Genomic DNA, 19851 nt, shown 5'->3' with positions numbered 1-19851 from the left:
ATTGCTGCGATCGGATCATCCACCCGCGGTACCGGCAATGCGGCCAGCGTTGCCACATCCTATGACGGCACCCGCGCCAGACTGAAGATGGGTGCGAACTACACCATGGAAAACGGGGCCCGACTGAGCGTCGATACGTTTTATGACGGCATCGGTGTCGCTGACTATGAAAGCTACAGCCTGCTGCTCGGCTTTAACTGGTCGTTTTGATCGGGGCTTGCTGTGTTTGACGGAGAGTTTAGCGAGGGCTGAATGGTACTTGTGGAAAGCAGGCATTCAATGGCTGTCGCCCGGAAGCGCGGTGCGTGATTTGCATGTGCTGCGACCGCGAGGGTTCCGAGTTTTGTAAAGGCTGCTGCATTAGTACAATGCGCGGCGTGTAAATTGGTCAAATACCAATCAGCCCCCGCTGGTCGAAATTAACGTGGCGAGAGGTAATCGGCTGAGACGTAGCCGCTAATCTTCGGCGCGTCAGCGAGCGAGACGCGGCACCACAACTGGCCTACTTCAGTTACACAGTCTCGGCGATTTAGCGAGGTTCCTTCAGGCAGACCCAAGATCACTTTAAAGCCAAGCCCTGGACCTGCCCGCAACTTCAGCAGTTCGACCGGTCCAGTGCCTACGACCAAAGTGCGGTCAGAGGCAAAGTTGCCACAACTTGAGATGAGCATGAAAGCTAGTATAACGGGAATGGTTCTTCGGTGCATAATCTGACCTCGTTGGCTTCCATATCAATAGACCGAAATCAGACCAACGCCTAGTGACCTTCTCCGCACAGCTACTTCGCCGCGCCAAGCTCAACAGCGTGTCGCCATTCTCGTCCCCAAACTACCGTCCGAGTTCCGCTTTCCTTGCCGCCTGGCGACAATCCTATTGCAACACCTGGAACCGATAGTCGCCTACAGGACATCAATGCCAGATCAATCTCGCGTTATGGCCGTCGCCTCGATCTCCACTTTGAACTCCTCGCGGGTGAAGCCGCTCACGATCAGCAGCGTGGAGGCAGGGCGGATCGCGATGCCGGCCAGCCATTCATCACGCACAGCCATATAGTCGGCGAAAAAGGCGCGGTCGGTGACAAAGGCGCTGAGCCGGATAATATCAGCGCGGCCACAGCCCGCCTCGTGCAGGATCGCGTCGATGTTGGCAAAGCACTGTTCAGCCTGCTTGCGCACGTCCGCAGAACAGCTTCCGTCAGGGGCAAGCCCAAGCTGCCCTGAAGTGACAACCAAACAGGACACAGGGCCGGTTTTGATTCCGTGGCTATAATCACCAAACGGCGGCGCGATGGTGGTCGGATTGAGGGCTGTGGTCATGATTGGGAATGCCTTTTCGCGCCAATTTCGAGTCGTCGTGTGATGCCATAAATGGCTAACACACGTATAGCGCGCACCTAAAACAGAGCGGATTTAAGTTGTTTTTGCCCATTACTTGGGCAGCTCGATGAGCAACGCGTAAAATTTAACCCAAATGGCTCATGACTTTATGAAACCTGTCGATCCTTCTGTGCGTCCCATGTGGGCAACACACTAACGTCGTCTTTGGAATTCACCCTAGGAGACTTTTATGACCCTCAAGCAATCCGTTGCCTTCGCAACGCTGGCCGCCGTGACCGCAAGCACCGCGATGGCCCAAGACCTTACGCCTGTTTCATTCGGCACCAACTGGTTGGCGCAAGCCGAACATGGTGGATTTTATCAATCCGTAGCAGATGGTACCTATGCGGAATGCGGTTTGGACGTCACAATCGTGCCCGGTGGTCCGCAGGTGAATAACCGCGCGATGATGTTGGCGGGGCGCATTGATTACCACATGGGTGGCGATCTGTTGCAGGCCTTTACGGCCGCCAAAGAAGGCATTCCTGTCGTGGCTGTTATGGCGACATTCCAAAAACACCCGCAGGTGATCATTTCCCATCCAGGTCAGGCGGAGACATTCGAAGACCTCAAGGGTTTGACGTTGTTGATCGGCGACAACGGATTTGCATCCTACTATCAATGGATGATTGCGGAATACGGCTTCACGGTTGAACAGCGCGAACCCTATACCTTTAACCCCGCGCCCTTTGTCGCGGACAAAGGGATGGCGATGCAGGGCTTCCTGTCTTCCGAACCTTATGTGATCGAAAAGGAAGCCGGTTTCGTGCCCGACATCTTCTTGATCGCGGATGCCGGATACTCCACCTACGCGACGACGGTTGAAACGATGGCTGATACCATCGCCGAACACCCCGAACAGGTTGCGTGCTTTGTCGATGGGTCGATCAAGGGGTGGTACAACTACCTGTACAACGATCACTCCGCAGCCGACGCGATGATCACCGCAGCCAACCCCGACATGACGCAGGACAAGATCGACTTCGCCATTTCAAAGATGCTCTCGGAGGGGATCGTCGACAGCGGCGACGCGCTTGAGCTTGGGATCGGGGCGATGACGGAGGCGAAGATCGGCGACTTCTACGGCAAGATGGTCGAGGCCGGCGTTATTGAGGGCGATCTGGATTATTCGTCCGCCTATAACACTAAATTCGTCAACGCGAAGGTTGGAATGGACCTTCGTTAAACCACGTCCGAATTGACTGACAGGGGCGACATCCTTCGCCCCTGTCGCTGCTCAAGAAAGCCTCAAATGTCCAATACTTCTTCAATTCCACCCATGGGGCAGCGTGACGAGCTGTTGCAGATGTCCAACGTCGACAAGGTTTTTAACGGCAGTGTCGAGGCCCTCAAGGACCTGAACCTGACCGTAAACCAAGGAGATTTCATATCATTGCTTGGGCCATCGGGTTGCGGGAAATCCACTGCGCTGCGCCTGATCGCGGGCTTGATGCGCCAGACGTCGGGGCAGATCATATGGAACGGCGGGTTGAACGAAGGCGATCTTGGCGTTGTGTTTCAAGAACCCACGCTGATGCCTTGGGCGACTGTCGAACAAAACGTCTGGTTGCCGCATCGCTTGCGCGGCAAATCCATGGACGATGTGCGCGGTGATATAATGTGGGCGCTTAAAATGGTGGGGCTGGAGAACTTTCAGAAATCCTATCCGCGCGAATTATCGGGCGGTATGAAGATGCGGGTTTCGATTGCCCGCGCACTGGTCACGCAACCGCGGCTGATCCTCATGGACGAACCCTTTGCGGCGCTTGATGAAATCACCCGCCACAAGCTTAACAACGATTTGCTGATGCTGCGCGACAAGCTCAAATGCACCGTCATTTTCGTTACCCACTCTGTATTTGAATCGGTATTCCTGTCGGACCGCATTGTGGTCATGGCAGCACGCCCCGGTCGGGTGTCCGCCGAAGTCACCGTCGATGCACCATACCCGCGCACCGAAGAATTCCGCACATCTGCTGATTATGCGGACCTGTGCCGTAAAGCGTCCGATGCGCTGCACGGCGCGATGAACCAACATGGCGAAAGGGCATCAGCATGAGCGTGTCAGATATGCAGCCCCCCGTCGTGGACCTAGAAGAACAGCAGTTCGCGCGCGCAAAACGGCGCGAAAGCATCGCAAAATGGGCCTTGCCCGCGATTATGCTGGCGCTGGCGATCTATTCTTGGGACCGAATTGTCGTATGGAATGACATTCCCCACTATATTCTGCCGCGTCCCGGTCTGGTGATGCAGACGCTCACCGCAGATTGGGCGATGTTGTCAGACGCACTTTGGGTGACGCTCAAAATCACGCTTATGGCGCTTGGTGTTGCTGTTGTTGGCGGTGTCGGACTTGCGGTGCTGTTCACGCAGTCGCGCTATTTCGAAATGGCGTTCTATCCTTTTGCCGTGATTTTGCAGGTGACACCTGTCGTCGCGATTGCGCCGCTGATCTTTATCTACGTCGACAACCGGCTTGCCGGGTTGCTGTTGTGTGCGTGGATCGTGGCGTTCTTTCCGATCCTTTCCAACACAACGCTTGGCCTTAATTCCACCGATCACAACCTGCGCGACCTTTATAAAATTTACGGTGCCACACGCTGGCAACGTTTGCGGTATCTGCAATTGCCAACTGCCCTGCCCTACTTTCTTGGCGGGCTACGGATCGCGGGCGGGCTGTCATTGATTGGGGCGGTTGTGGCTGAATATGTCGCCGGAACGGGCGGGATCGGGTCAGGCCTTGCGTTCCGCATCCTTGAGGCGGGGTATCGTCTCAATATTCCACGTATGTTCGCGGCGCTTTTGCTGATCGCCGTTACCGGGGTCGTGATTTTCACACTGGCCTCACTACTCAGCCACGCGCTTTTACACAAATGGCACGAAAGTGCCATCAAACGGGAGAATTAATGGAATTTTGCGTTTTGCCCAGCGGCGCGAAGACACTTCGAAATGTCACCATACCGGCCTGTCTTATCGGTCAAACCGGTGATCTAATAACCACTGACCTCACCATCAAAGATGGTATGATTACATCAACGGACGCTGGGCAACCGGCCGAAACTGTAATCGAAATGAACGGCGCAATGGCCTTGCCATGCTTTGTCGATATGCACACGCATCTGGACAAAGGGCATATCTGGCCGCGCGCGTCCAACCCTGACGGGTCGTTCATGGGGGCGTTGACGACAGTACGCGAAGACCATGTAAACTGGACGGCGGCAGACGTAGAGGCGCGGATGGATTTCGGCTTGCGGTGTGCCTATGCCCACGGCACCAAGGCCATTCGCACCCATATCGACAGCGCAGATGAGCTTGCAGTGTCATCCTTTGGGGTGGTGGCAAAACTACAGAAAAAATGGGCGGGCAAGGTCGCACTGCAGGCGTCATGTCTGGTCGCCATTGACCGTGTGTTCCGCGACAAGGACATCTTTCCCGAGGTTGCCAAACTTGTCGCAGATACGGGGAATGTCCTGGGCGCAGTGACTTATCCGGTGCCCGACTTGCAAGACCGCCTTAACGACTTTTTCCACTTCGCACAAAAATATGACCTCGACGTGGATTTTCACGTGGATGAAACCAACGACCCGACTTCAGACACCCTGCGTACAATCGCTGAAACGGTGCTTGGGCTTGGGTTCAAAAACAAAGTCACCGTGGGGCATTGCTGTTCGATTTCGGTGATGCCTGATGACATCGCTGCCGAGATAATCGCGCTCGTCGCCAAGGCAGGGTTGCATGTCGTGTCCCTGCCGATGTGCAACATGTACCTGCAAGACCGCGAAGCCGGTCGCACCCCGCGCTGGCGCGGCGTCACGATGGCGCATGAATTAAAGGCGGCAGGCGTCAACGTGTCGTTTGCTTCGGACAACACCCGCGACCCTTTCTATGCCTATGGTGATCTCGACATGATCGAAGTCATGCGCGAAGCCACGCGGATTTGCCACCTAGATCACGGGTTAACCGACTGGCCCACGTCTTTTGTCAGCAACCCGGCACGTGCCTGCGGTTTCGAAACGCCAAGCCTGAAAGCTGGCACACCCGCCGATCTGATCCTGTGCAGCGCACGCACATGGACAGAGTTTTTCTCTCGTCCTCAGTCGGATCGCATCGTTTTGCGAAACGGCGATCCGATCGACCGCACCCTACCATCCTACACAGAACTCGACATGATTGTGAGCAAGCCATGACCCCCAATATCGCCGATGCAAAAGCCGAACTGTCCCATCTGGATATGGAACAAAACCCTGCGACCGTGCGGAACAAGTCGCGTGATTTCTTCTGGTACTCACCGGTGTTGAAGGATGCGATGGATCACCTTGAAGCTGACTTTGTGATCAACGCAAAATCCGAAGACGAGATCATCGAGATTTTGCGTGTCTGTTACGCCCACGATGTCCCCGTGACCATGCGCGGCGGTGGCACAGGCAACTATGGCCAAGCCATGCCGCTTGCGGGGGGCTGCGTGATCCATGTCGCCAAGATGAACAAGGTCAAGAAAATCGGCGCGGGCTACGTTGTGGTCGAACCCGGTGCAGTGATCAAAGAACTTGACGAGGAGCTGAAAGAGAAAAGCGGTCAAGAATTGCGCATGTATCCATCAACCTATTCGCAGGCGACCATCGGTGGGTTTATCGCTGGCGGTTCGGGGGGGTGCGGCTCTGCTACTTGGGGTGCGTTGCGCGATATCGGCAACATCAAGCGCCTGCGCGTCGTCACGATGGAGGCTGAACCACGGGTTCTGGAATTCACGGGCGAAGAGCTCCACCGGGTGTCTCATGCTTATGGCACCAACGGCATCATCACTGAATTGGAACTGCCCTTAGCCCCCGCCTATGACTGGACGGAATTGTTCGTACGGTTCGACACTTTCCGCGCGGCGACAGAGTTTGCAGGAGCCGCCACCGCCGAGCCTGGGATTTTGGTTAAGCTCGCGTCGGTTTACGCGGCCCCCATTGCGCATGCTTACTTTCAACGGGTCAAACCCCATGTTACCGAAGACGACCACCTTGTCGGGCTGATGGTAGCGCCTCACAATATGGATGGGTTGGTGACTTTGCTCGAACGCTTTGCAGGTGGCAATGTGATCTATCGTTCTGACGACGTCACATGGGACCGCCATCCCGGTCCCATGTATGAATTCGGCTGGAACCACACGACATTGCGGGCAATGAAGTTCAACAAGGGCCTAACCTATTTGCAGGTCCGCTATGGTGGCGACGTTGAAAAAGTCATGGCCGCCTACGAGACCTTTAAGGGTAAGCTACACATGCACCTTGAGGTGATGCGCGACGGTGCGGGAATTTCGTTTGCCGGGCTGCCAATTGTGGAACCGATGGACAAAGGCGCGCTTGATCAGTTGGTCGCAGAGCATGAAGCGATGGATTGCATGATTTTCAACCCGCATCGTTACACGCTTGAGGAAGGCGGGCGGCAATCTACGGATATGCGCCAGCTTGATTTCAAACGCGAATCCGACCCCAAGGGGCTTCTCAACCCCGGCAAGATGATTGCGTGGGACGAACCCGATTTCGATTACGCTGATATGTATTCGTACAAAAACATCCGCGCCAAGCCAGAGGCCGCCGAATGACGGCAGCATCACCCAAAGGACGTGTATTGGTCCTTTTCGCCCATCCTTGCCCCGAAAGCTTTAATGCTGCGGTGCATGACGTCGTCGTGCAAACGCTGACGAAAACGGGATGGGACGTTGATGATTGCGACCTCAACAAAGAGGGGTTTCAGCCTGTCCTAACCGAGGTCGAGCGGCGCGGTTACCATGAGGAACCCGAGAACATCGAACCTGTGCGGCCCTACGTCGAACGCGTCAAAGCGGCTGATGCTATTGTCATGGTATTTCCGGTGTGGAATTTTGGGTACCCCGCGATCCTCAAGGGTTTCTTGGATCGTGTTTTCCTACCTGGCATTTCGTTCAAATTGGTCGATGGAAAGGTGCGGCCCGGCCTGACCAACATCAAGAAACTATATGCCTGCACGACATATGGCGGCACCCGTTGGCGCGCCATTCAGAATGCAGATCCACCCCGCAAAACAGTGACCCGCGCGGTATGGTACGCCTGTGGAATGCCGCAGAAAAAATACATCGGTCTTTATGATATGAACCGAAATTCCGAGGCGACGCTTAAGGCGCACCTTGAACGGGTTCGCCGCGAGATGGAGGCGTTTTAGCAATGAAAGCGCTGGTCGTGTACTGCCACCCCCGCGAAGGTTCCTTTAATGCTGCGATCTGCGATTTGGTCATTTCACAGTTGAAGGCAAAGGGCGTCGAGTATCGCTTGCGTGATCTCTATGCGGAGCGGTTCGATCCAACGTTGTCGGCGCATGATCACGAGGTCTACGAGTCTGTTCCCGAAAACCGTGCGCACGTGGATCGGGACTGTCGTGATCTGGAATGGTGTGACGCGCTGATCTTTATCTATCCGACGTGGTGGTACGGGTTGCCCGCAATGCTAAAGGGCTGGCTGGATCGTGTGATGGTTCCCGGGGTGTCGTTCATCATGCCCGATACCGATGGCGGACTAATCAAGCCAGGCCTGACGCATATTACAAAGCTGGGCGTTTTTACGACATGTGGTGCGTCCCGCTGGCTTACCTTCTTCGTCGGGGCACCGGGCAAACGGACGCTTTTGCGTGGGGTTCGTTTGCTGCTGGCAAAACGGTGCAGGACCAGGTTTGCAGCGCATTTTTTGATGGACAGCTCCACGCCTCAAACCCGCGCAGCACATCTTGATGTTGTCAAAACCCATCTTAACCAACTTATTCATGTATAACGTACAGGAAACCTAAGTATGGACATACCTGTCTTAGACTGGAGCCGTTTTACGAGCGGCGGCGACCCTGCTGGGGTCGTGGCTGATTTGGGTCACGCCTGCAGAGAGACCGGATTTTTCGTCATCAAGGGTCACGGTATTCCCGAAGATATGATCACGAATGTCTTTGCGATGGCCGACAAGTTCTTTGCGCTTTCCATTCCCGAAAAAGCGGAAGTCGCCATATCGAAAAATCCGCATAATCGCGGGTGGGCGCAGTTGGGCAGCGAAGCGTTGGATGAAACATCAGGCCTGAAAGATCGCAAGGAAGCATTTAACGTCGGGTTCGACTTGCCCCCCGATGATCCGCGCGTGATCGCGGGTGATCCGTTTCGGGGCGTGAACGTCTGGCCCAACGTGACTGGTTTCAAGGACGTCATGCTAGAGTATTACGCCCGCGTCCTCACCCTTGGTCGTGCATTGCATCGGGCGTTCGAGACGGACTTGGGGCTGCCGCTTGGCTATTTCGAACCGCATTTCACCGAACCTATGGCGACTTTGCGGGTGTTGTCATACCCCGCCGCCCCGGATGGCAAGGGGATCGGCGCGGGGGCGCACAGCGATTACGGGTCGGTCACGCTATTGATGACCGATGGTGTTGCTGGCCTACAGGTCAAGCCGCGCGGGGGTGACTGGACGTCCGTGCCCCACATCAATGGCGCATTTATCGTCAACATCGGGGATTGCCTGATGCGCTGGTCCAACGACATCTACGTGTCGACCCCACACCGCGTATTGCCCCCCAAAACCGCCCGGCGATCTATCGCGTTCTTCCTTGATCCTAACCCCGACAGCGTCATCGCCGCGCTGCCGGGCACGGGACCCGCCAAACACTCACCCATAACGGGCGCGGACTATCTGCGCGCGCGCCTTGATGCCACCTACAAGCCGGAGCCTACACAATGAGACGCCTAGACTGGTCCGAATTCCGCACAACAGAATTCGCCGATTTCGACCCCGAAAAAACCATCGCAATTTTGCCCACTGCCGCCATCGAGCAGCACGGGCCGCACCTGCCTGTCGGGGTGGACACCTTCATCAACAAAGGGATGCTTGCCCGCCTACGCGAGACTTTGCCCGATGACATCACTGTTCTGATCCTTCCTGTTCAGGCTGTCGGTAAATCCAACGAACACATCCACGCCAAAGGCACGCTGACATATACAGCCAAAACAGCACTCGACGCATGGACGGAGATCGGCCTGTCCGTGGCGCGCGCCGGCATCAAAAAGATGGTGATCGTCAATTCCCATGGCGGTAACCTTGATCTGATTTCCATTCTAGGCCGCGAGTTGCGGGTGCAGGCAGGCATGATGGTGGTTAAGTGCCAATGGGGCAATTTTGGCAAACCCGAAGGGATGTTTTCAGATCAAGAGAACAAATTCGGGATCCATGGCGGTGACTACGAAACCTCGTTGATGCTACATTTCAAACCTCACCTTGTGGACATGGCGCAGGCCAAAGATTTCCGTTCAACCGCAGAAACCGCGCCCATCTCCCCGATTGGCCCTGTTAACCTTGCCTGGGTTTCCAAAGACTTGAATCTGGCTGGCACCGTTGGCGAAGCGCACCTTGCCACGGCGGAAAAAGGGAAAGCTGTCTGTAAATTTCAGGTGGCGGGGTTCATCGACATGTTGGCGAATTTGCGCGATCTCCCGACAGATGGGTACGCTCGCACAATCCCGGAGAGTTGAACCGCAAAATTGCGCCTTCGCGGTATGTCTGGTCAAACCCTCGTGCGCACTGAATGCTGTAATTAGGCACCGAACGCGAATGTCAGATTCCCGCCCTTGGCGGCGATCGGCAAGGCGAAAGTCACGCGCGAACCAAACCCGACGTCGGATGCAGCCCAAACACATATTCGACATATACACTGGTACCAACGCCGTACCCAGAAAGGCTAAACGCTTGATCTGCGAACGCATATCGGCAACCCTGTTATCTGGCCGTGCCACTTGTGGGCTGCCGCATAGGAGGAGACGTGGACGTGAGAAACATCCTTTGGTTTTTGGCAGTAGTGATCGCCTGTTTGGTTGCTTATCTCGCTTTGTGGCCTGTATCGGTGCGCCCCGTAGCCTGGGAAGCGCCGGAAAATGCCGGATATACCGGAGATTTCACACAGAATAATCGCCTTGAGGCGTTAGAGTTGATCGGGCTGGACGGGCGGACCGGCCCCGAAGATGCCGACATCGGGCCGGATGGCCTGATCTATGTTGCGACCCATGATGGAGATATTTTACGCATCGGGAAAGACGGCGCGGTGACATCGTTTGCACAGACACAGGGCCGCCCTCTTGGACTTGAATTTGCCGCGGACGGAACCCTGTATGTGGCGGATGCCTATCGCGGATTGCTGGCTGTTAACCGGACGGGTCAGGTTACTTTGCTCACCGACCGAACCGAGGATGGGAGCCCGGTTCTTTATGCCGACGACGTAGATATTGCGGCTGATGGAACGGTTTATTTTTCAGATGCCTCTACCCGATTTGGTGCCCAAGCTGTTGGCGGAACGTTACCCGCTTCGGTCTTGGACCTTGTTGAGCATTCAGCGAACGGCCGCATTCTGAAATACGATCCCGTCTCTGGCAAGACGACTGTTTTCGCCGATGGGATAAATTTTGCCAACGGTGTTGCCGTCAACGATGCCGGCGATGCGGTGTTTGTGGTCGAGACCGGCGCGTATCGCGTCTGGCGTTTCCCTATCGATGGCGGCCCCGGGATGGTCATTCTGGACAACTTGCCGGGCTTTCCAGACAACATAAACAACGCGCCGGACGGCACATTCTGGGTGGGCCTTGCCAGTCCGCGAAATGCCATAATGGACAAGCTGTCCGGCAATCCATTCCTTAGGCGCGTCATCATGCGCCTGCCGGAAGCGATGAAACCCGCACCGACGCGCTATGGGTTCATCCTGCGTATAGACGCCGAGGGCCGTGTGTTGGAGACGCTTCAGGACCCCACAGGAAACTTTGCGCTAACGACTGGAGCAGTCACGCTTCCAGGTGGGCGGATTGCAGTGACATCACTGACCGAACCGGTTTTAGGCGTGCTGCAATACACGGCGGGTGATTGACCGGCCCAAGTACAGACGCGATGAGATTATCGAAATATCCATGAATTCTCTCGCAAGCCATTGGAAGATTTGGAAAAGCGTCGCACTCACGCTCAAGGAAACCGATCCTAGAACAGTGCTGAAAGCGCCCTTGGCCTATCGCAAAAATGCGGGGTTTCAGTGCCGCAAACCTCTGTAATCTTTTGGGTTCTGGATGAAATTACAAAGAATTGTAAAGTGGTGCGGTCGGAGAGACTCGAACTCTCACGGGTGTTACCCCACAGCGACCTCAACGCTGCGCGTCTACCATTCCGCCACGACCGCACGCCATGGATGGTGTCGCTCGTTTAGACAAAGATGATCGCCTTGTGAAGAGGCAATCCTCATCATTTTGAACAACGGCATTTTCTGCCCCGGCCCCCGCCTAAATTGGGCACCCCCCTTGAATTACCGGCGCAAAACCTGACTTTAGGGGCAAGTAGATAGAATAGGTGATCCCCCGTGACCAATGATGTGCCCCCACAAACCGGCCCTGCCCTGCAAATCGACATCATATCTGATGTGATGTGCCCGTGGTGCATTGTGGGATATCGCCAGTTGGAACAGGCGCTTGCGCAAAGCGGTGTGGGGGCTTTCATCCGGTGGCATCCGTTTGAGCTGAACCCACAAATGCCTCCCGAAGGTCAGAACACGGCCGAGCATATCATGGAAAAATATGGTGCAAGCCCCGAACAATCAGCGCAGAATCGGGCGCATCTGAAGCAGGTGGGTCAGGATTTAGGGATCGACTTTCAGTTCACCCCCAATAGCCGCATCGTAAACAGCTTTGCCGCGCACCAGCTTTTACACTGGGCGCAAGAACACAACCTTCAACATCCATTGAAACTGGCGCTGTTCAAGGCACATTTCACCGATGGCCGCGATGTATCTGACCCCGAAGTCTTGGCAGATGTCGCCAAAGAGGTTGGTCTTGACCGTGCGCAAGCCGTCGAAGTTCTGGAAAGCGGCAGCCACGCTGACGCGGTGCGTGAACTGGAAGGCGTATGGACAAGTCAGGGAATCAGTGGCGTGCCCGCAATGGTGTTCGAAGGCAAATATCTGGTGACCGGCGCGCAGGGCGCGGATAACTATGGTCAGGTCATCCAACAGATTGTGGCGGAAAAGACCGCGGCCTAACGGCGACGGTATCATGCAGGTCGAAAGCGGAGCGTAAAGCAGCTGAAAATGGTGGAATGGATCATCTCTGATGGCTTGACCGATTTCAGAACCGCCGAGGCGTGGATGGAAGAGCGCGCAACCCAAATCGCGGCTGGCACCGCTGACGAATGCATTTGGCTGGTCGAACATCCGCCACTTTATACGGCTGGAACCTCGGCCAAAGTCAGCGACCTGACCGATCCCGATCGTTTTCCCGTCTATGACACGCGGCGCGGCGGGCAATATACCTATCACGGACCGGGCCAGCGGGTCGTCTATGTTATGCTGGATGTGGGCAAACGGGGCCGTGACGTGCGCCGCTTTGTACAACAGCTCGAGGCGTGGGTGATCGCGACCCTCGACAGTTTTAACGTCACAGGTGAAATACGCGAGGGCCGGGTTGGTGTCTGGGTTCAACGGCCTGATAAACCCCTGACCGCGAATGGAAATATACCAGAAGACAAAATCGCGGCCATTGGCATACGCCTGCGTAAATGGGTCAGCTTCCACGGCATCAGTATCAACGTCGAGCCTGATTTGGACCACTTTGGTGGCATTGTTCCCTGCGGAATAACAGGCCATGGCGTGACGTCGCTGGTTGACCTTGGCCTGCCCGTATCAATGGATACGCTTGATGTCGCTTTGCGCGCGGCGTTCGAGACGGTTTTTGAAAGCCCGCGATAGGGTATTCGATTCGCTGACGCGGCATCCGCTGTGATATCGGGCCACCCTACTGACATTACCAATGCGTCAAAGCGCGCAGCGAAACAGCATCCGCTGGCCGGTTTTGTCGAAAAGGTATTCCGAAATTTACATATGTTTCACATCTTTCATCTTATCTGGCAGGTGAAAGGTCCGAAAAACGCAGCCAGAACAACCTTGTTTTCCAAAACCGGCCTACCTGCCACGCGCTTGCTTTTTTGAGAAAATACCGCCCCTGCGGCAATGGTGGCCATTGCCCCTTTGGGCAAGGCGCACTAAAACGAATGATAATCCAGCGCGCGTTCCTTGTCGGGGCGTGGGTTGACCAACCAATCTCAGGAGGCACCGCATGGCCGACGCAGCCATTCACGGGCAAGACCATCACGACGAGCGTGGATTTTTCACACGCTGGTTTATGTCCACGAATCACAAAGACATCGGTATTCTATATCTGATCGTCTCAGCCCTCGTTGGCTTTGTTTCTGTCTGTTTTACCATCTATATGCGACTTGAACTGATGCACCCAGGTGTTCAGTACATGTGTATGGAAGGTGCGCGTTTTATTGCTGACAGTTCAGCAACATGTACGCCGAACGGACATCTTTGGAACGTTCTGATCACCGGTCACGGCATCCTGATGATGTTCTTTGTGGTTATCCCCGCCCTTTTCGGTGGTTTCGGTAACTACTTCATGCCGCTGCAAATCGGCGCGCCTGACATGGCGTTCCCGCGCATGAACAACCTGTCTTTCTGGCTTTATGTTGGCGGTACAACACTTGCTATCTGCTCGGTCCTGACACCGGGTGGCAACGGCCAAGCGGGTTCGGGCGTCGGCTGGGTTCTGTATCCACCGCTTTCCGTCCGCGAAGGCGGGATGTCGATGGATTTCGCGATCTTCGCGGTTCACGTATCCGGTGCGTCCTCGATCCTTGGTGCGATCAACATGATCACCACATTCCTGAACATGCGTGCCCCCGGCATGACCCTGTTCAAGGTGCCATTGTTCAGCTGGGCAATCTTTGTCACCAGCTGGCTGATCTTGCTGTCCCTGCCTGTTTTGGCTGGCGCAATCACCATGCTGCTGATGGACCGTAACTTTGGTTTCGCGTTCTTTGACCCAGCAGGCGGCGGCGATCCAATTCTGTACCAGCACATCTTGTGGTTCTTTGGTCACCCCGAAGTGTACATCATCATTCTGCCCGGCTTTGGCATCATCAGCCACGTCATTGCCACGTTCAGCCGCAAACCGATCTTTGGCTACCTGCCAATGGTTTGGGCCATCATCGCAATCGGCGCATTGGGCTTTGTTGTGTGGGCGCACCACATGTACACAGTCGGTCTGACGCTGAACCAACAAGCGTATTTCATGCTTGCGACCATGGTCATCGCGGTGCCGACAGGCGTCAAAGTATTCAGTTGGATTGCCACCATGTGGGGCGGTTCCATTGAATTCAAAACACCGATGCTTTGGGCTTTCGGCTTCCTGTTCCTCTTCACCGTTGGTGGGGTCACAGGTATCGTTCTGTCCCAAGCAGCTGTCGACCGTTACTACCATGACACCTACTATGTGGTTGCGCACTTCCACTATGTGATGTCGCTGGGTGCTATCTTCGCGATCTTTGCAGGTATCTACTTTTATCTGCCAAAGATGTCGGGCCGCATGTACCCTGAATGGGCAGGCAAGCTGCACTTCTGGGCGATGTTCATCGGCGCAAACCTGACCTTCTTCCCACAGCACTTCTTGGGTCGTCAGGGCATGCCACGTCGTTACATCGACTATCCCGAGGCATTTGCTTACTGGAACCTATGGTCTTCGATCGGCGCGTTCCTCAGCTTTGCATCCTTCATCTTCTTCTTCGGCGTGATGTTCTATACATTGACCCGAGGCGCACGGAGCACGGCTGCAAACCCATGGAACGAGTTTGCTGATACGCTTGAGTGGACTTTGCCAAGCCCACCCCCAGAGCACACGTTCGAAATCCTGCCAAAGCAGGAAGACTGGGATAAGCAGCCTAGCCACTAAGGCAAAGCATTAAGATACAAGGGGCTCCAACGGCGGTTGGGGCCCCTTTTTTTGTGTCTCCTGCCCCCTGCCCCAGTGCCTGACACTGTATGTGGGGCTGCCTAGACGGCAAAAGCTTTTGAAAATCGCAATATGCCTTAAGGTGCTATTTGAACCTGACCCAGATGGACGCTTGCTTATGCCCCTGCCAATCACATCTATTTATGCGGCACTGACCGCTTTGCTTTTCCTGACACTCAGCATCCGCGTCATCGTGTACCGGCGGGCCAATACCATCTCTCTTGGCGATAGCGGTGATAAGAACCTGCTGAAACGGATGCGCGCCCAGGCGAACTGTGCGGAGTATGCCCCACTGGCGCTTATTCTCCTGATGCTAAGCGAATTCGCCGCCGCGCCGTCACTGGCCCTGCACGTGCTTGGTGTCATGTTGGTTGCGGGCCGCGCCCTGCATGCGTTTGGATTTGCATCGACACCGCAGAAAATCATTTTCCGGCAGGTTGGGATACTTATGAACATGGCCATGATCGTCTTTGCGGCTTTAGGACTTTTGGGTCACGCACTGCTTTAAGGGGCCTCTAAAACCGGGGCAGAAAAAAACTTTGAAAAAAGTTCATTCAAAGCTGATTTCCCTCTTGCGGACACAGCGCCCTATGGGTATCTCACGCCCTACCAGAGGATGCGGGCGTAGCTCAGGGGTAGAGCATAACCTTGCCAAGGTTAGGGTCGGGCGTTCGAATCGCCTCGCCCGCTCCAACTGGTTTCTGCAACCCCAGCAGATAAAAACAAGGCCGCCTTCGGGCGGCCTTTGTGTTTTCAGCGGTCCATTTTATTCGCACAGTAATGCGGCCCTGCCCGACCGCCAAACAATCAACATCGGGTCCAGATGGTACAAAACCACAGCCCGCAACCGAACCGCCAGTTCGTTTGAATTTCGGTTCTGGCGACCGCATGACGCCCGAAGTTTTCAACCGGTCGGCGAAATAACGCGCGTATTTTTGACCGGGTTAGATAACGCGCTATCTCTATGTTAATAACGCTCCTTCTGACGGTAACGCGATGACGCTAAACCCACAAAACAGTAAGAAAACAGGCGTTTGTCATATTCTTGCCTAGATTGAATTTTAGCTTCGTCATTACCTAGCTACCCATGCGTAAAATTTGATGCAAAAGCGACTAATCAAGGACGAGGCCAATCATGAAAATTCTAGTGGTAGACGATGACCCATTCATTCTGGAGTTGTTCCCCGAGATTTTTCAGCTGGCCGATCTGACAGATATTCACACAGCTGCCGGTGGGCCGCAGGCGCTAGAATTGATCGCCGCCGAAAAGCAGCCTTTCGATTGCTTTGTTCTGGATGTGGATATGCCCGAGATGGACGGCATCGAATTATGCCAACGTCTCCGCGCCCTGCCCGGCTACAGCATGATACCCATTTTGATGCTCACGGCCCGGACCGATGCCGTCTCGATCGAAAACGCTTTTGCGGCGGGTGCGAATGATTACATCTCAAAGCCGTTCAACCTCAAAGACGTCTACAACCGCATTCGCGTCGCAGAGCGGCTGAGCGAAGCTGCGAAAACCGTGGTCAGTATTGACGCGTTGGATCTGCCCGCTGAAAACCCGATCGGCGTACACCACTTTGCACTGGCCGAAAAACTGCATTTCGCGCATGTAGACCGCGTAATACTGTCCTTTTCGCTGGGGAACTATCTGACCCAGCTGGACCGGAAAACGCTGAACGGATGCAAAGTATTCTGCGTGTCGCTGGATTCCGCGGAAGATGTCTACGAGACAACGACATCGGCGGATTTTGCCGCGCTGTTGACCGATCTGGGCGAAAGCATTTACAGCGTCGTCGCCAGCCCGCATCTGTTGATGTCTTACGAGGGCAACGGGCAATTCATCTGCATCACCCGCGAGACGGAGTTGCCCGATTGGGAGGTCATGGAAAACGAGATCCAGCGCAGCATCGAAGAAACATCCTATGGGGTGAACTCCGATGATCCAATCGCCATCACGGTTTCGGTCGGCACCCCCATCGTGCCCAACGCCAACCGGACACAGCGTGTGAAAAACACCTTTACCCGCGCAATATGTCGCGCAGAAATGCGGTCGTCGAACAAGGCCGCCGTCGCCGTTAAGGTCTAGTTGATCGGAAACTGGACCAAACATTTGGCCGCATAAAGACGATAGTCGCTCAGCGTAGCATCGATGTCGCGTCGGTCGCGCATGATCGCCATTGCAGCCTTCTTTTCAGCCCGCGTGCCCGTGACATGCCGTTCGAGGATCAGAACGGTAATGCCCAGCATGACGTTCTTTTGATCCTCGTCGATCATATCAGCCCGCGCCAGTGTCACCGCCGTATAGGCCAGCATATTGGCACAGCGCAAAGCGGCCGCTTCCGCCCCCTCATAGGTACGTCCAGCAAAAGCCGGGGTGGCACATATCAGTGCCGCGCAAAGGGCGATCAGCTTTTTCAAAATACTTTGAACGTCATCGTCGTCAAAGACCGTTCAATCCCGTCGATGTCCAGCAAATGATCGTTGATATACACGCCGACGTCTTCACCCTTAGGGATATACAGCTTCATCAGCAGGTCAAAATCGCCAGATGTTGAATACAGCTCGGAATGAATTTCGCGCAGGGCAATTTCTTCTGCAACGCGGTAGGTCGTGCCGGGGCGGCAACGTATCTGTATAAAGACGCAGGTGGACATGAAAGGGCTTTCGGCTGGTTGCGATGCCAACACGCTGTCATAGCGGCGTAAGGGCCGCAATCCCCTATGACGCGCAAATCCGTTTAGCAGGGCCTTGGCGTGGCCGCGCGCACTGCTATAAGGGCAGCAACAGCCGGAGAATTCCAAATGCGTCAAAGCACGATCAGCCGTTCCACCGCCGAAACCCAGATCACCGTAGAGATCAACCTTGATGGCACTGGTGCCTATGAAAACAACACTGGCGTCGGTTTCTTTGACCACATGCTGGATCAACTGGCACGGCATTCGCTGATTGATATGACGATCACCGCCAAGGGCGACCTGCACATCGACGATCACCACACCGTCGAAGACGTCGGCATTGCATTGGGTCAGGCCCTATCTGACGCTTTGGGCGACAAGCGCGGCATCCGCCGTTACGGTGCGTGCCTGTTGCCGATGGATGATGCATTGGTGCGCACTGCCCTTGATCTGTCCGCCCGCCCCTTTCTGATCTGGAACGTCGCCTTGCCCACCTCCAAGATTGGTAATTTTGATACGGAACTGGTGCGTGAATTTTTTCAGGCGCTGTCGACCCATGGCGGCATCACGCTGCACGTGGACATGCTGCACGGTCTCAACAGCCACCACATTGCCGAGGCTGCGTTCAAATCTGTGGCCCGCGCCCTGCGCGAAGCGGTCGAGGTTGATACCCGCAAGGCCGGCGACATCCCATCCACCAAGGGCGCGCTTTAGGGCATGTTGACCGCGATTATTGACTACGAATCCGGCAATCTTCACTCGGCTCACAAGGCGTTTGAACGTATGGCCCGCGAAGGCAACGCAGGCGATGTTGTCGTCACCGCCGACGCCGATGTGGTCGCGCGTGCCGATCGTCTTGTATTGCCCGGCGACGGCGCATTTCCGTCTTGTATGGCCTCTCTCAAGGGTCACAGCGGTATCTATGACGCCATGGTCGAAGCCGTCGAGGTGCAAGGCCGCCCGTTCCTGGGCATTTGCGTGGGCATGCAATTAATGGCCTCGTGGGGCCGCGAATACGAAGATACCAAAGGTCTGGGGTGGATCGAGGGCGAAGTGACCAAGATCACCCCGGCCGACCCCACGCTGAAAGTGCCGCATATGGGGTGGAATGATTTGATCATCGACCACCCGCATCCTGTATTCGACGGCATCAAAACCGGCGATCACACATATTTCGTGCACAGCTATCATATGGCTGTGACCGATCCCGCAGAACGGCTGGCACATGTCGATTATGCGGGCGATGTTACCGCCGTGATTGGCCGTGATACCATGCTGGGCATGCAATTCCACCCAGAGAAAAGCCAAGCCACCGGCTTGCGTATGATCGCCAACTTCTTGAGCTGGCGACCATAATTTTATGGCACTGGCCCGCTATCTAGGGCCGCATGCCTAAACCAAGCTGGCCCAATCTACTGAAGACGGCTCCAGCTTTGTTTTGAACACAGCAAACCGCCGGCAATACAACCTGACAGCTTCAGGTTATTGCCCGCGACGTTCATCTTGCCGATATAGATTTTATTGTTCGAGGGCCGCCAGACCTTGCCCGCATAGTTGCCCTTGCCATCCGGGACCATGCCGATCACCAGCTGCTTGCCAAGGTTCTCGGACTTGTATTCGCCCGTGTCGTTAAACGTACGCTTTATCGTGCCGCAGATTTCTGCGCCGCATTGCGTTATATTCACATGCGCATAAGACCCATCATCAGGTTGGGTCTTCCACACACCAATCGCAGGATCCGCCGCCATTGCAGTCCCTGCTGCCATGACGCTTATCGCCGCTGCCAAAATCGCTCTTTTCATGATATATCCTCCCGATACGCAGTTAGTTTGGCGCATATTTGTCGATTCAGGCAAGGTTGACGTAAGGGCTGCACCTGCCGCGTTGCACATTTCCGCCCATCATGCGATTTCACCCCCATTACCCGTAACCCAAG

23 protein-coding genes and 2 tRNA genes are annotated in these 19851 nt (G+C 55.3%); 19 read left to right on the top strand and 6 right to left on the bottom strand.

Annotated features, from left to right (window positions below):
- On the top strand, window positions 1–210 hold a 210-nt coding region (locus KZZ06_RS10090), incomplete at its 5' end, for an autotransporter outer membrane beta-barrel domain-containing protein (protein ID WP_219579889.1).
- A gap of 209 nt (window positions 211–419) precedes the next feature.
- Here the strand turns inward: KZZ06_RS10090 and KZZ06_RS10085 are convergent.
- Together KZZ06_RS10085 and KZZ06_RS10080 are read right to left on the bottom strand one after the other, a co-directional pair.
- Complete coding sequence (locus KZZ06_RS10085; protein WP_219579888.1) at window positions 420–707, bottom strand: SH3 domain-containing protein; 288 nt, start codon at window positions 705–707, stop codon at window positions 420–422.
- Between the two features lie 213 nt (window positions 708–920).
- The gene (locus KZZ06_RS10080; RefSeq protein WP_219579887.1) at window positions 921–1316 is read right to left on the bottom strand and encodes a RidA family protein; all 396 of its coding nucleotides are present in this window, start codon (window positions 1314–1316) and stop codon (window positions 921–923) included.
- Between the two features lie 250 nt (window positions 1317–1566).
- On the opposite strand from KZZ06_RS10080, the gene KZZ06_RS10075 reads away from it, so the two are divergent.
- From KZZ06_RS10075 to KZZ06_RS10030, 10 genes are all read left to right on the top strand, one after another.
- Window positions 1567–2562, top strand: coding sequence for an ABC transporter substrate-binding protein (locus tag KZZ06_RS10075; RefSeq protein ID WP_219579886.1), 996 nt, complete (start codon window positions 1567–1569; stop codon window positions 2560–2562).
- A gap of 66 nt (window positions 2563–2628) precedes the next feature.
- Window positions 2629–3435 (top strand): ABC transporter ATP-binding protein, encoded by an 807-nt coding sequence (locus KZZ06_RS10070; RefSeq protein WP_257884276.1) that lies wholly within the window; start codon window positions 2629–2631, stop codon window positions 3433–3435.
- A complete protein-coding gene (locus tag KZZ06_RS10065) occupies window positions 3432–4283 on the top strand; it encodes an ABC transporter permease (RefSeq protein ID WP_219579885.1) in 852 nt (283 codons plus the stop codon). Before KZZ06_RS10070 ends, KZZ06_RS10065 begins: the two co-directional genes overlap by 4 nt.
- Window positions 4283–5563, top strand: a complete 1281-nt coding sequence (locus KZZ06_RS10060) for a cytosine deaminase (protein ID WP_219579884.1) — start codon at window positions 4283–4285, stop codon at window positions 5561–5563. The genes KZZ06_RS10065 and KZZ06_RS10060 overlap by 1 nt, the downstream gene beginning before the upstream one ends.
- Window positions 5560–6966 (top strand): FAD-binding oxidoreductase, encoded by a 1407-nt coding sequence (locus KZZ06_RS10055; RefSeq protein ID WP_219579883.1) that lies wholly within the window; start codon window positions 5560–5562, stop codon window positions 6964–6966. Before KZZ06_RS10060 ends, KZZ06_RS10055 begins: the two co-directional genes overlap by 4 nt.
- A gap of 26 nt (window positions 6967–6992) precedes the next feature.
- Complete coding sequence (locus KZZ06_RS10050; protein ID WP_306664390.1) at window positions 6993–7562, top strand: NAD(P)H-dependent oxidoreductase; 570 nt, start codon at window positions 6993–6995, stop codon at window positions 7560–7562.
- 2 nt (window positions 7563–7564) lie between these two features.
- Window positions 7565–8164, top strand: coding sequence for an NAD(P)H-dependent oxidoreductase (locus KZZ06_RS10045; RefSeq protein WP_219579881.1), 600 nt, complete (start codon window positions 7565–7567; stop codon window positions 8162–8164).
- An 18-nt stretch (window positions 8165–8182) separates the two neighbouring features.
- Window positions 8183–9109, top strand: a complete 927-nt coding sequence (locus KZZ06_RS10040) for an isopenicillin N synthase family oxygenase (protein WP_219579880.1) — start codon at window positions 8183–8185, stop codon at window positions 9107–9109.
- The gene (locus KZZ06_RS10035) at window positions 9106–9897 is read left to right on the top strand and encodes a creatininase family protein (protein ID WP_219579879.1); all 792 of its coding nucleotides are present in this window, start codon (window positions 9106–9108) and stop codon (window positions 9895–9897) included. Before KZZ06_RS10040 ends, KZZ06_RS10035 begins: the two co-directional genes overlap by 4 nt.
- Before the next feature lie 293 nt (window positions 9898–10190).
- Window positions 10191–11276, top strand: coding sequence for an SMP-30/gluconolactonase/LRE family protein (locus KZZ06_RS10030; RefSeq protein ID WP_219579878.1), 1086 nt, complete (start codon window positions 10191–10193; stop codon window positions 11274–11276).
- Window positions 11277–11493: 217 nt separating this feature from the next.
- Here the strand turns inward: KZZ06_RS10030 and KZZ06_RS10025 are convergent.
- A tRNA-Leu gene (locus tag KZZ06_RS10025) sits at window positions 11494–11579 on the bottom strand.
- 177 nt (window positions 11580–11756) lie between these two features.
- Here KZZ06_RS10025 and KZZ06_RS10020 point away from each other — a divergent pair.
- The 6 genes from KZZ06_RS10020 (at window position 11757) to KZZ06_RS09995 (ending at window position 17326) form a co-directional block, all read left to right on the top strand.
- A complete protein-coding gene (locus KZZ06_RS10020; protein ID WP_219579877.1) occupies window positions 11757–12431 on the top strand; it encodes a DsbA family protein in 675 nt (224 codons plus the stop codon).
- Between the two features lie 42 nt (window positions 12432–12473).
- Window positions 12474–13136 carry a lipoyl(octanoyl) transferase LipB gene (lipB, locus tag KZZ06_RS10015; RefSeq protein ID WP_257884305.1) on the top strand — a complete coding sequence of 221 codons (663 nt, stop codon included), beginning with the start codon at window positions 12474–12476 and terminating at the stop codon, window positions 13134–13136.
- Window positions 13137–13503: 367 nt separating this feature from the next.
- Window positions 13504–15177, top strand: a complete 1674-nt coding sequence (locus KZZ06_RS10010; protein ID WP_219579875.1) for a cytochrome c oxidase subunit 1 — start codon at window positions 13504–13506, stop codon at window positions 15175–15177.
- A 178-nt stretch (window positions 15178–15355) separates the two neighbouring features.
- Window positions 15356–15745 carry an MAPEG family protein gene (locus KZZ06_RS10005; RefSeq protein WP_219579874.1) on the top strand — a complete coding sequence of 130 codons (390 nt, stop codon included), beginning with the start codon at window positions 15356–15358 and terminating at the stop codon, window positions 15743–15745.
- 110 nt (window positions 15746–15855) lie between these two features.
- Window positions 15856–15930: transfer RNA gene (locus KZZ06_RS10000), tRNA-Gly, on the top strand.
- 442 nt (window positions 15931–16372) lie between these two features.
- Window positions 16373–17326 carry a PleD family two-component system response regulator gene (locus KZZ06_RS09995; RefSeq protein WP_219579873.1) on the top strand — a complete coding sequence of 318 codons (954 nt, stop codon included), beginning with the start codon at window positions 16373–16375 and terminating at the stop codon, window positions 17324–17326.
- On the opposite strand, the gene KZZ06_RS09990 is transcribed toward KZZ06_RS09995, so the two are convergent.
- Window positions 17323–17658: a hypothetical protein gene (locus tag KZZ06_RS09990; RefSeq protein ID WP_257884275.1), complete on the bottom strand. Its 336-nt coding sequence runs from the start codon at window positions 17656–17658 to the stop codon at window positions 17323–17325. The genes KZZ06_RS09995 and KZZ06_RS09990 overlap by 4 nt on opposite strands.
- A complete protein-coding gene (locus tag KZZ06_RS09985; protein ID WP_176249542.1) occupies window positions 17655–17894 on the bottom strand; it encodes an Lrp/AsnC ligand binding domain-containing protein in 240 nt (79 codons plus the stop codon). Before KZZ06_RS09985 ends, KZZ06_RS09990 begins: the two co-directional genes overlap by 4 nt.
- Before the next feature lie 147 nt (window positions 17895–18041).
- On the opposite strand from KZZ06_RS09985, the gene hisB reads away from it, so the two are divergent.
- Window positions 18042–18629, top strand: coding sequence for an imidazoleglycerol-phosphate dehydratase HisB (gene hisB, locus KZZ06_RS09980; protein ID WP_219579872.1), 588 nt, complete (start codon window positions 18042–18044; stop codon window positions 18627–18629).
- A gap of 3 nt (window positions 18630–18632) precedes the next feature.
- A complete protein-coding gene (gene hisH / locus KZZ06_RS09975) occupies window positions 18633–19271 on the top strand; it encodes an imidazole glycerol phosphate synthase subunit HisH (protein ID WP_219579871.1) in 639 nt (212 codons plus the stop codon).
- Window positions 19272–19327: 56 nt separating this feature from the next.
- Here hisH and KZZ06_RS09970 read toward each other — a convergent pair whose 3' ends face one another.
- The gene (locus KZZ06_RS09970; RefSeq protein ID WP_219579870.1) at window positions 19328–19717 is read right to left on the bottom strand and encodes a DUF2147 domain-containing protein; all 390 of its coding nucleotides are present in this window, start codon (window positions 19715–19717) and stop codon (window positions 19328–19330) included.
- Window positions 19718–19851: the final 134 nt, after the last annotated feature.

It is taken from the genome of Sulfitobacter sp. CW3, assembly GCF_019392245.1.
Classification (GTDB): domain Bacteria; phylum Pseudomonadota; class Alphaproteobacteria; order Rhodobacterales; family Rhodobacteraceae; genus Sulfitobacter.
This window is presented reverse-complemented; position numbering and strand designations above follow the sequence as displayed.

Bases quoted from the DNA above. Each gene is read 5' to 3' on its own strand.
- KZZ06_RS10085 (WP_219579888.1), bottom strand. From the start codon at position 707: ATGCACCGAAGAACCATTCCCGTTATACTAGCTTTCATGCTCATCTCA.
- KZZ06_RS10080 (WP_219579887.1), bottom strand. From the start codon at position 1,316: ATGACCACAGCCCTCAATCCGACCACCATCGCGCCGCCGTTTGGTGAT.
- KZZ06_RS10075 (WP_219579886.1), top strand. From the start codon at position 1,567: ATGACCCTCAAGCAATCCGTTGCCTTCGCAACGCTGGCCGCCGTGACC.
- KZZ06_RS10070 (WP_257884276.1), top strand. From the start codon at position 2,629: ATGTCCAATACTTCTTCAATTCCACCCATGGGGCAGCGTGACGAGCTG.
- KZZ06_RS10065 (WP_219579885.1), top strand. From the start codon at position 3,432: ATGAGCGTGTCAGATATGCAGCCCCCCGTCGTGGACCTAGAAGAACAG.
- KZZ06_RS10060 (WP_219579884.1), top strand. From the start codon at position 4,283: ATGGAATTTTGCGTTTTGCCCAGCGGCGCGAAGACACTTCGAAATGTC.
- KZZ06_RS10055 (WP_219579883.1), top strand. From the start codon at position 5,560: ATGACCCCCAATATCGCCGATGCAAAAGCCGAACTGTCCCATCTGGAT.
- KZZ06_RS10045 (WP_219579881.1), top strand. From the start codon at position 7,565: ATGAAAGCGCTGGTCGTGTACTGCCACCCCCGCGAAGGTTCCTTTAAT.
- KZZ06_RS10040 (WP_219579880.1), top strand. From the start codon at position 8,183: ATGGACATACCTGTCTTAGACTGGAGCCGTTTTACGAGCGGCGGCGAC.
- KZZ06_RS10035 (WP_219579879.1), top strand. From the start codon at position 9,106: ATGAGACGCCTAGACTGGTCCGAATTCCGCACAACAGAATTCGCCGAT.
- KZZ06_RS10010 (WP_219579875.1), top strand. From the start codon at position 13,504: ATGGCCGACGCAGCCATTCACGGGCAAGACCATCACGACGAGCGTGGA.
- KZZ06_RS10005 (WP_219579874.1), top strand. From the start codon at position 15,356: ATGCCCCTGCCAATCACATCTATTTATGCGGCACTGACCGCTTTGCTT.
- KZZ06_RS09995 (WP_219579873.1), top strand. From the start codon at position 16,373: ATGAAAATTCTAGTGGTAGACGATGACCCATTCATTCTGGAGTTGTTC.
- KZZ06_RS09985 (WP_176249542.1), bottom strand. From the start codon at position 17,894: ATGTCCACCTGCGTCTTTATACAGATACGTTGCCGCCCCGGCACGACC.
- hisB (WP_219579872.1), top strand. From the start codon at position 18,042: ATGCGTCAAAGCACGATCAGCCGTTCCACCGCCGAAACCCAGATCACC.
- hisH (WP_219579871.1), top strand. From the start codon at position 18,633: ATGTTGACCGCGATTATTGACTACGAATCCGGCAATCTTCACTCGGCT.
- KZZ06_RS09970 (WP_219579870.1), bottom strand. From the start codon at position 19,717: ATGAAAAGAGCGATTTTGGCAGCGGCGATAAGCGTCATGGCAGCAGGG.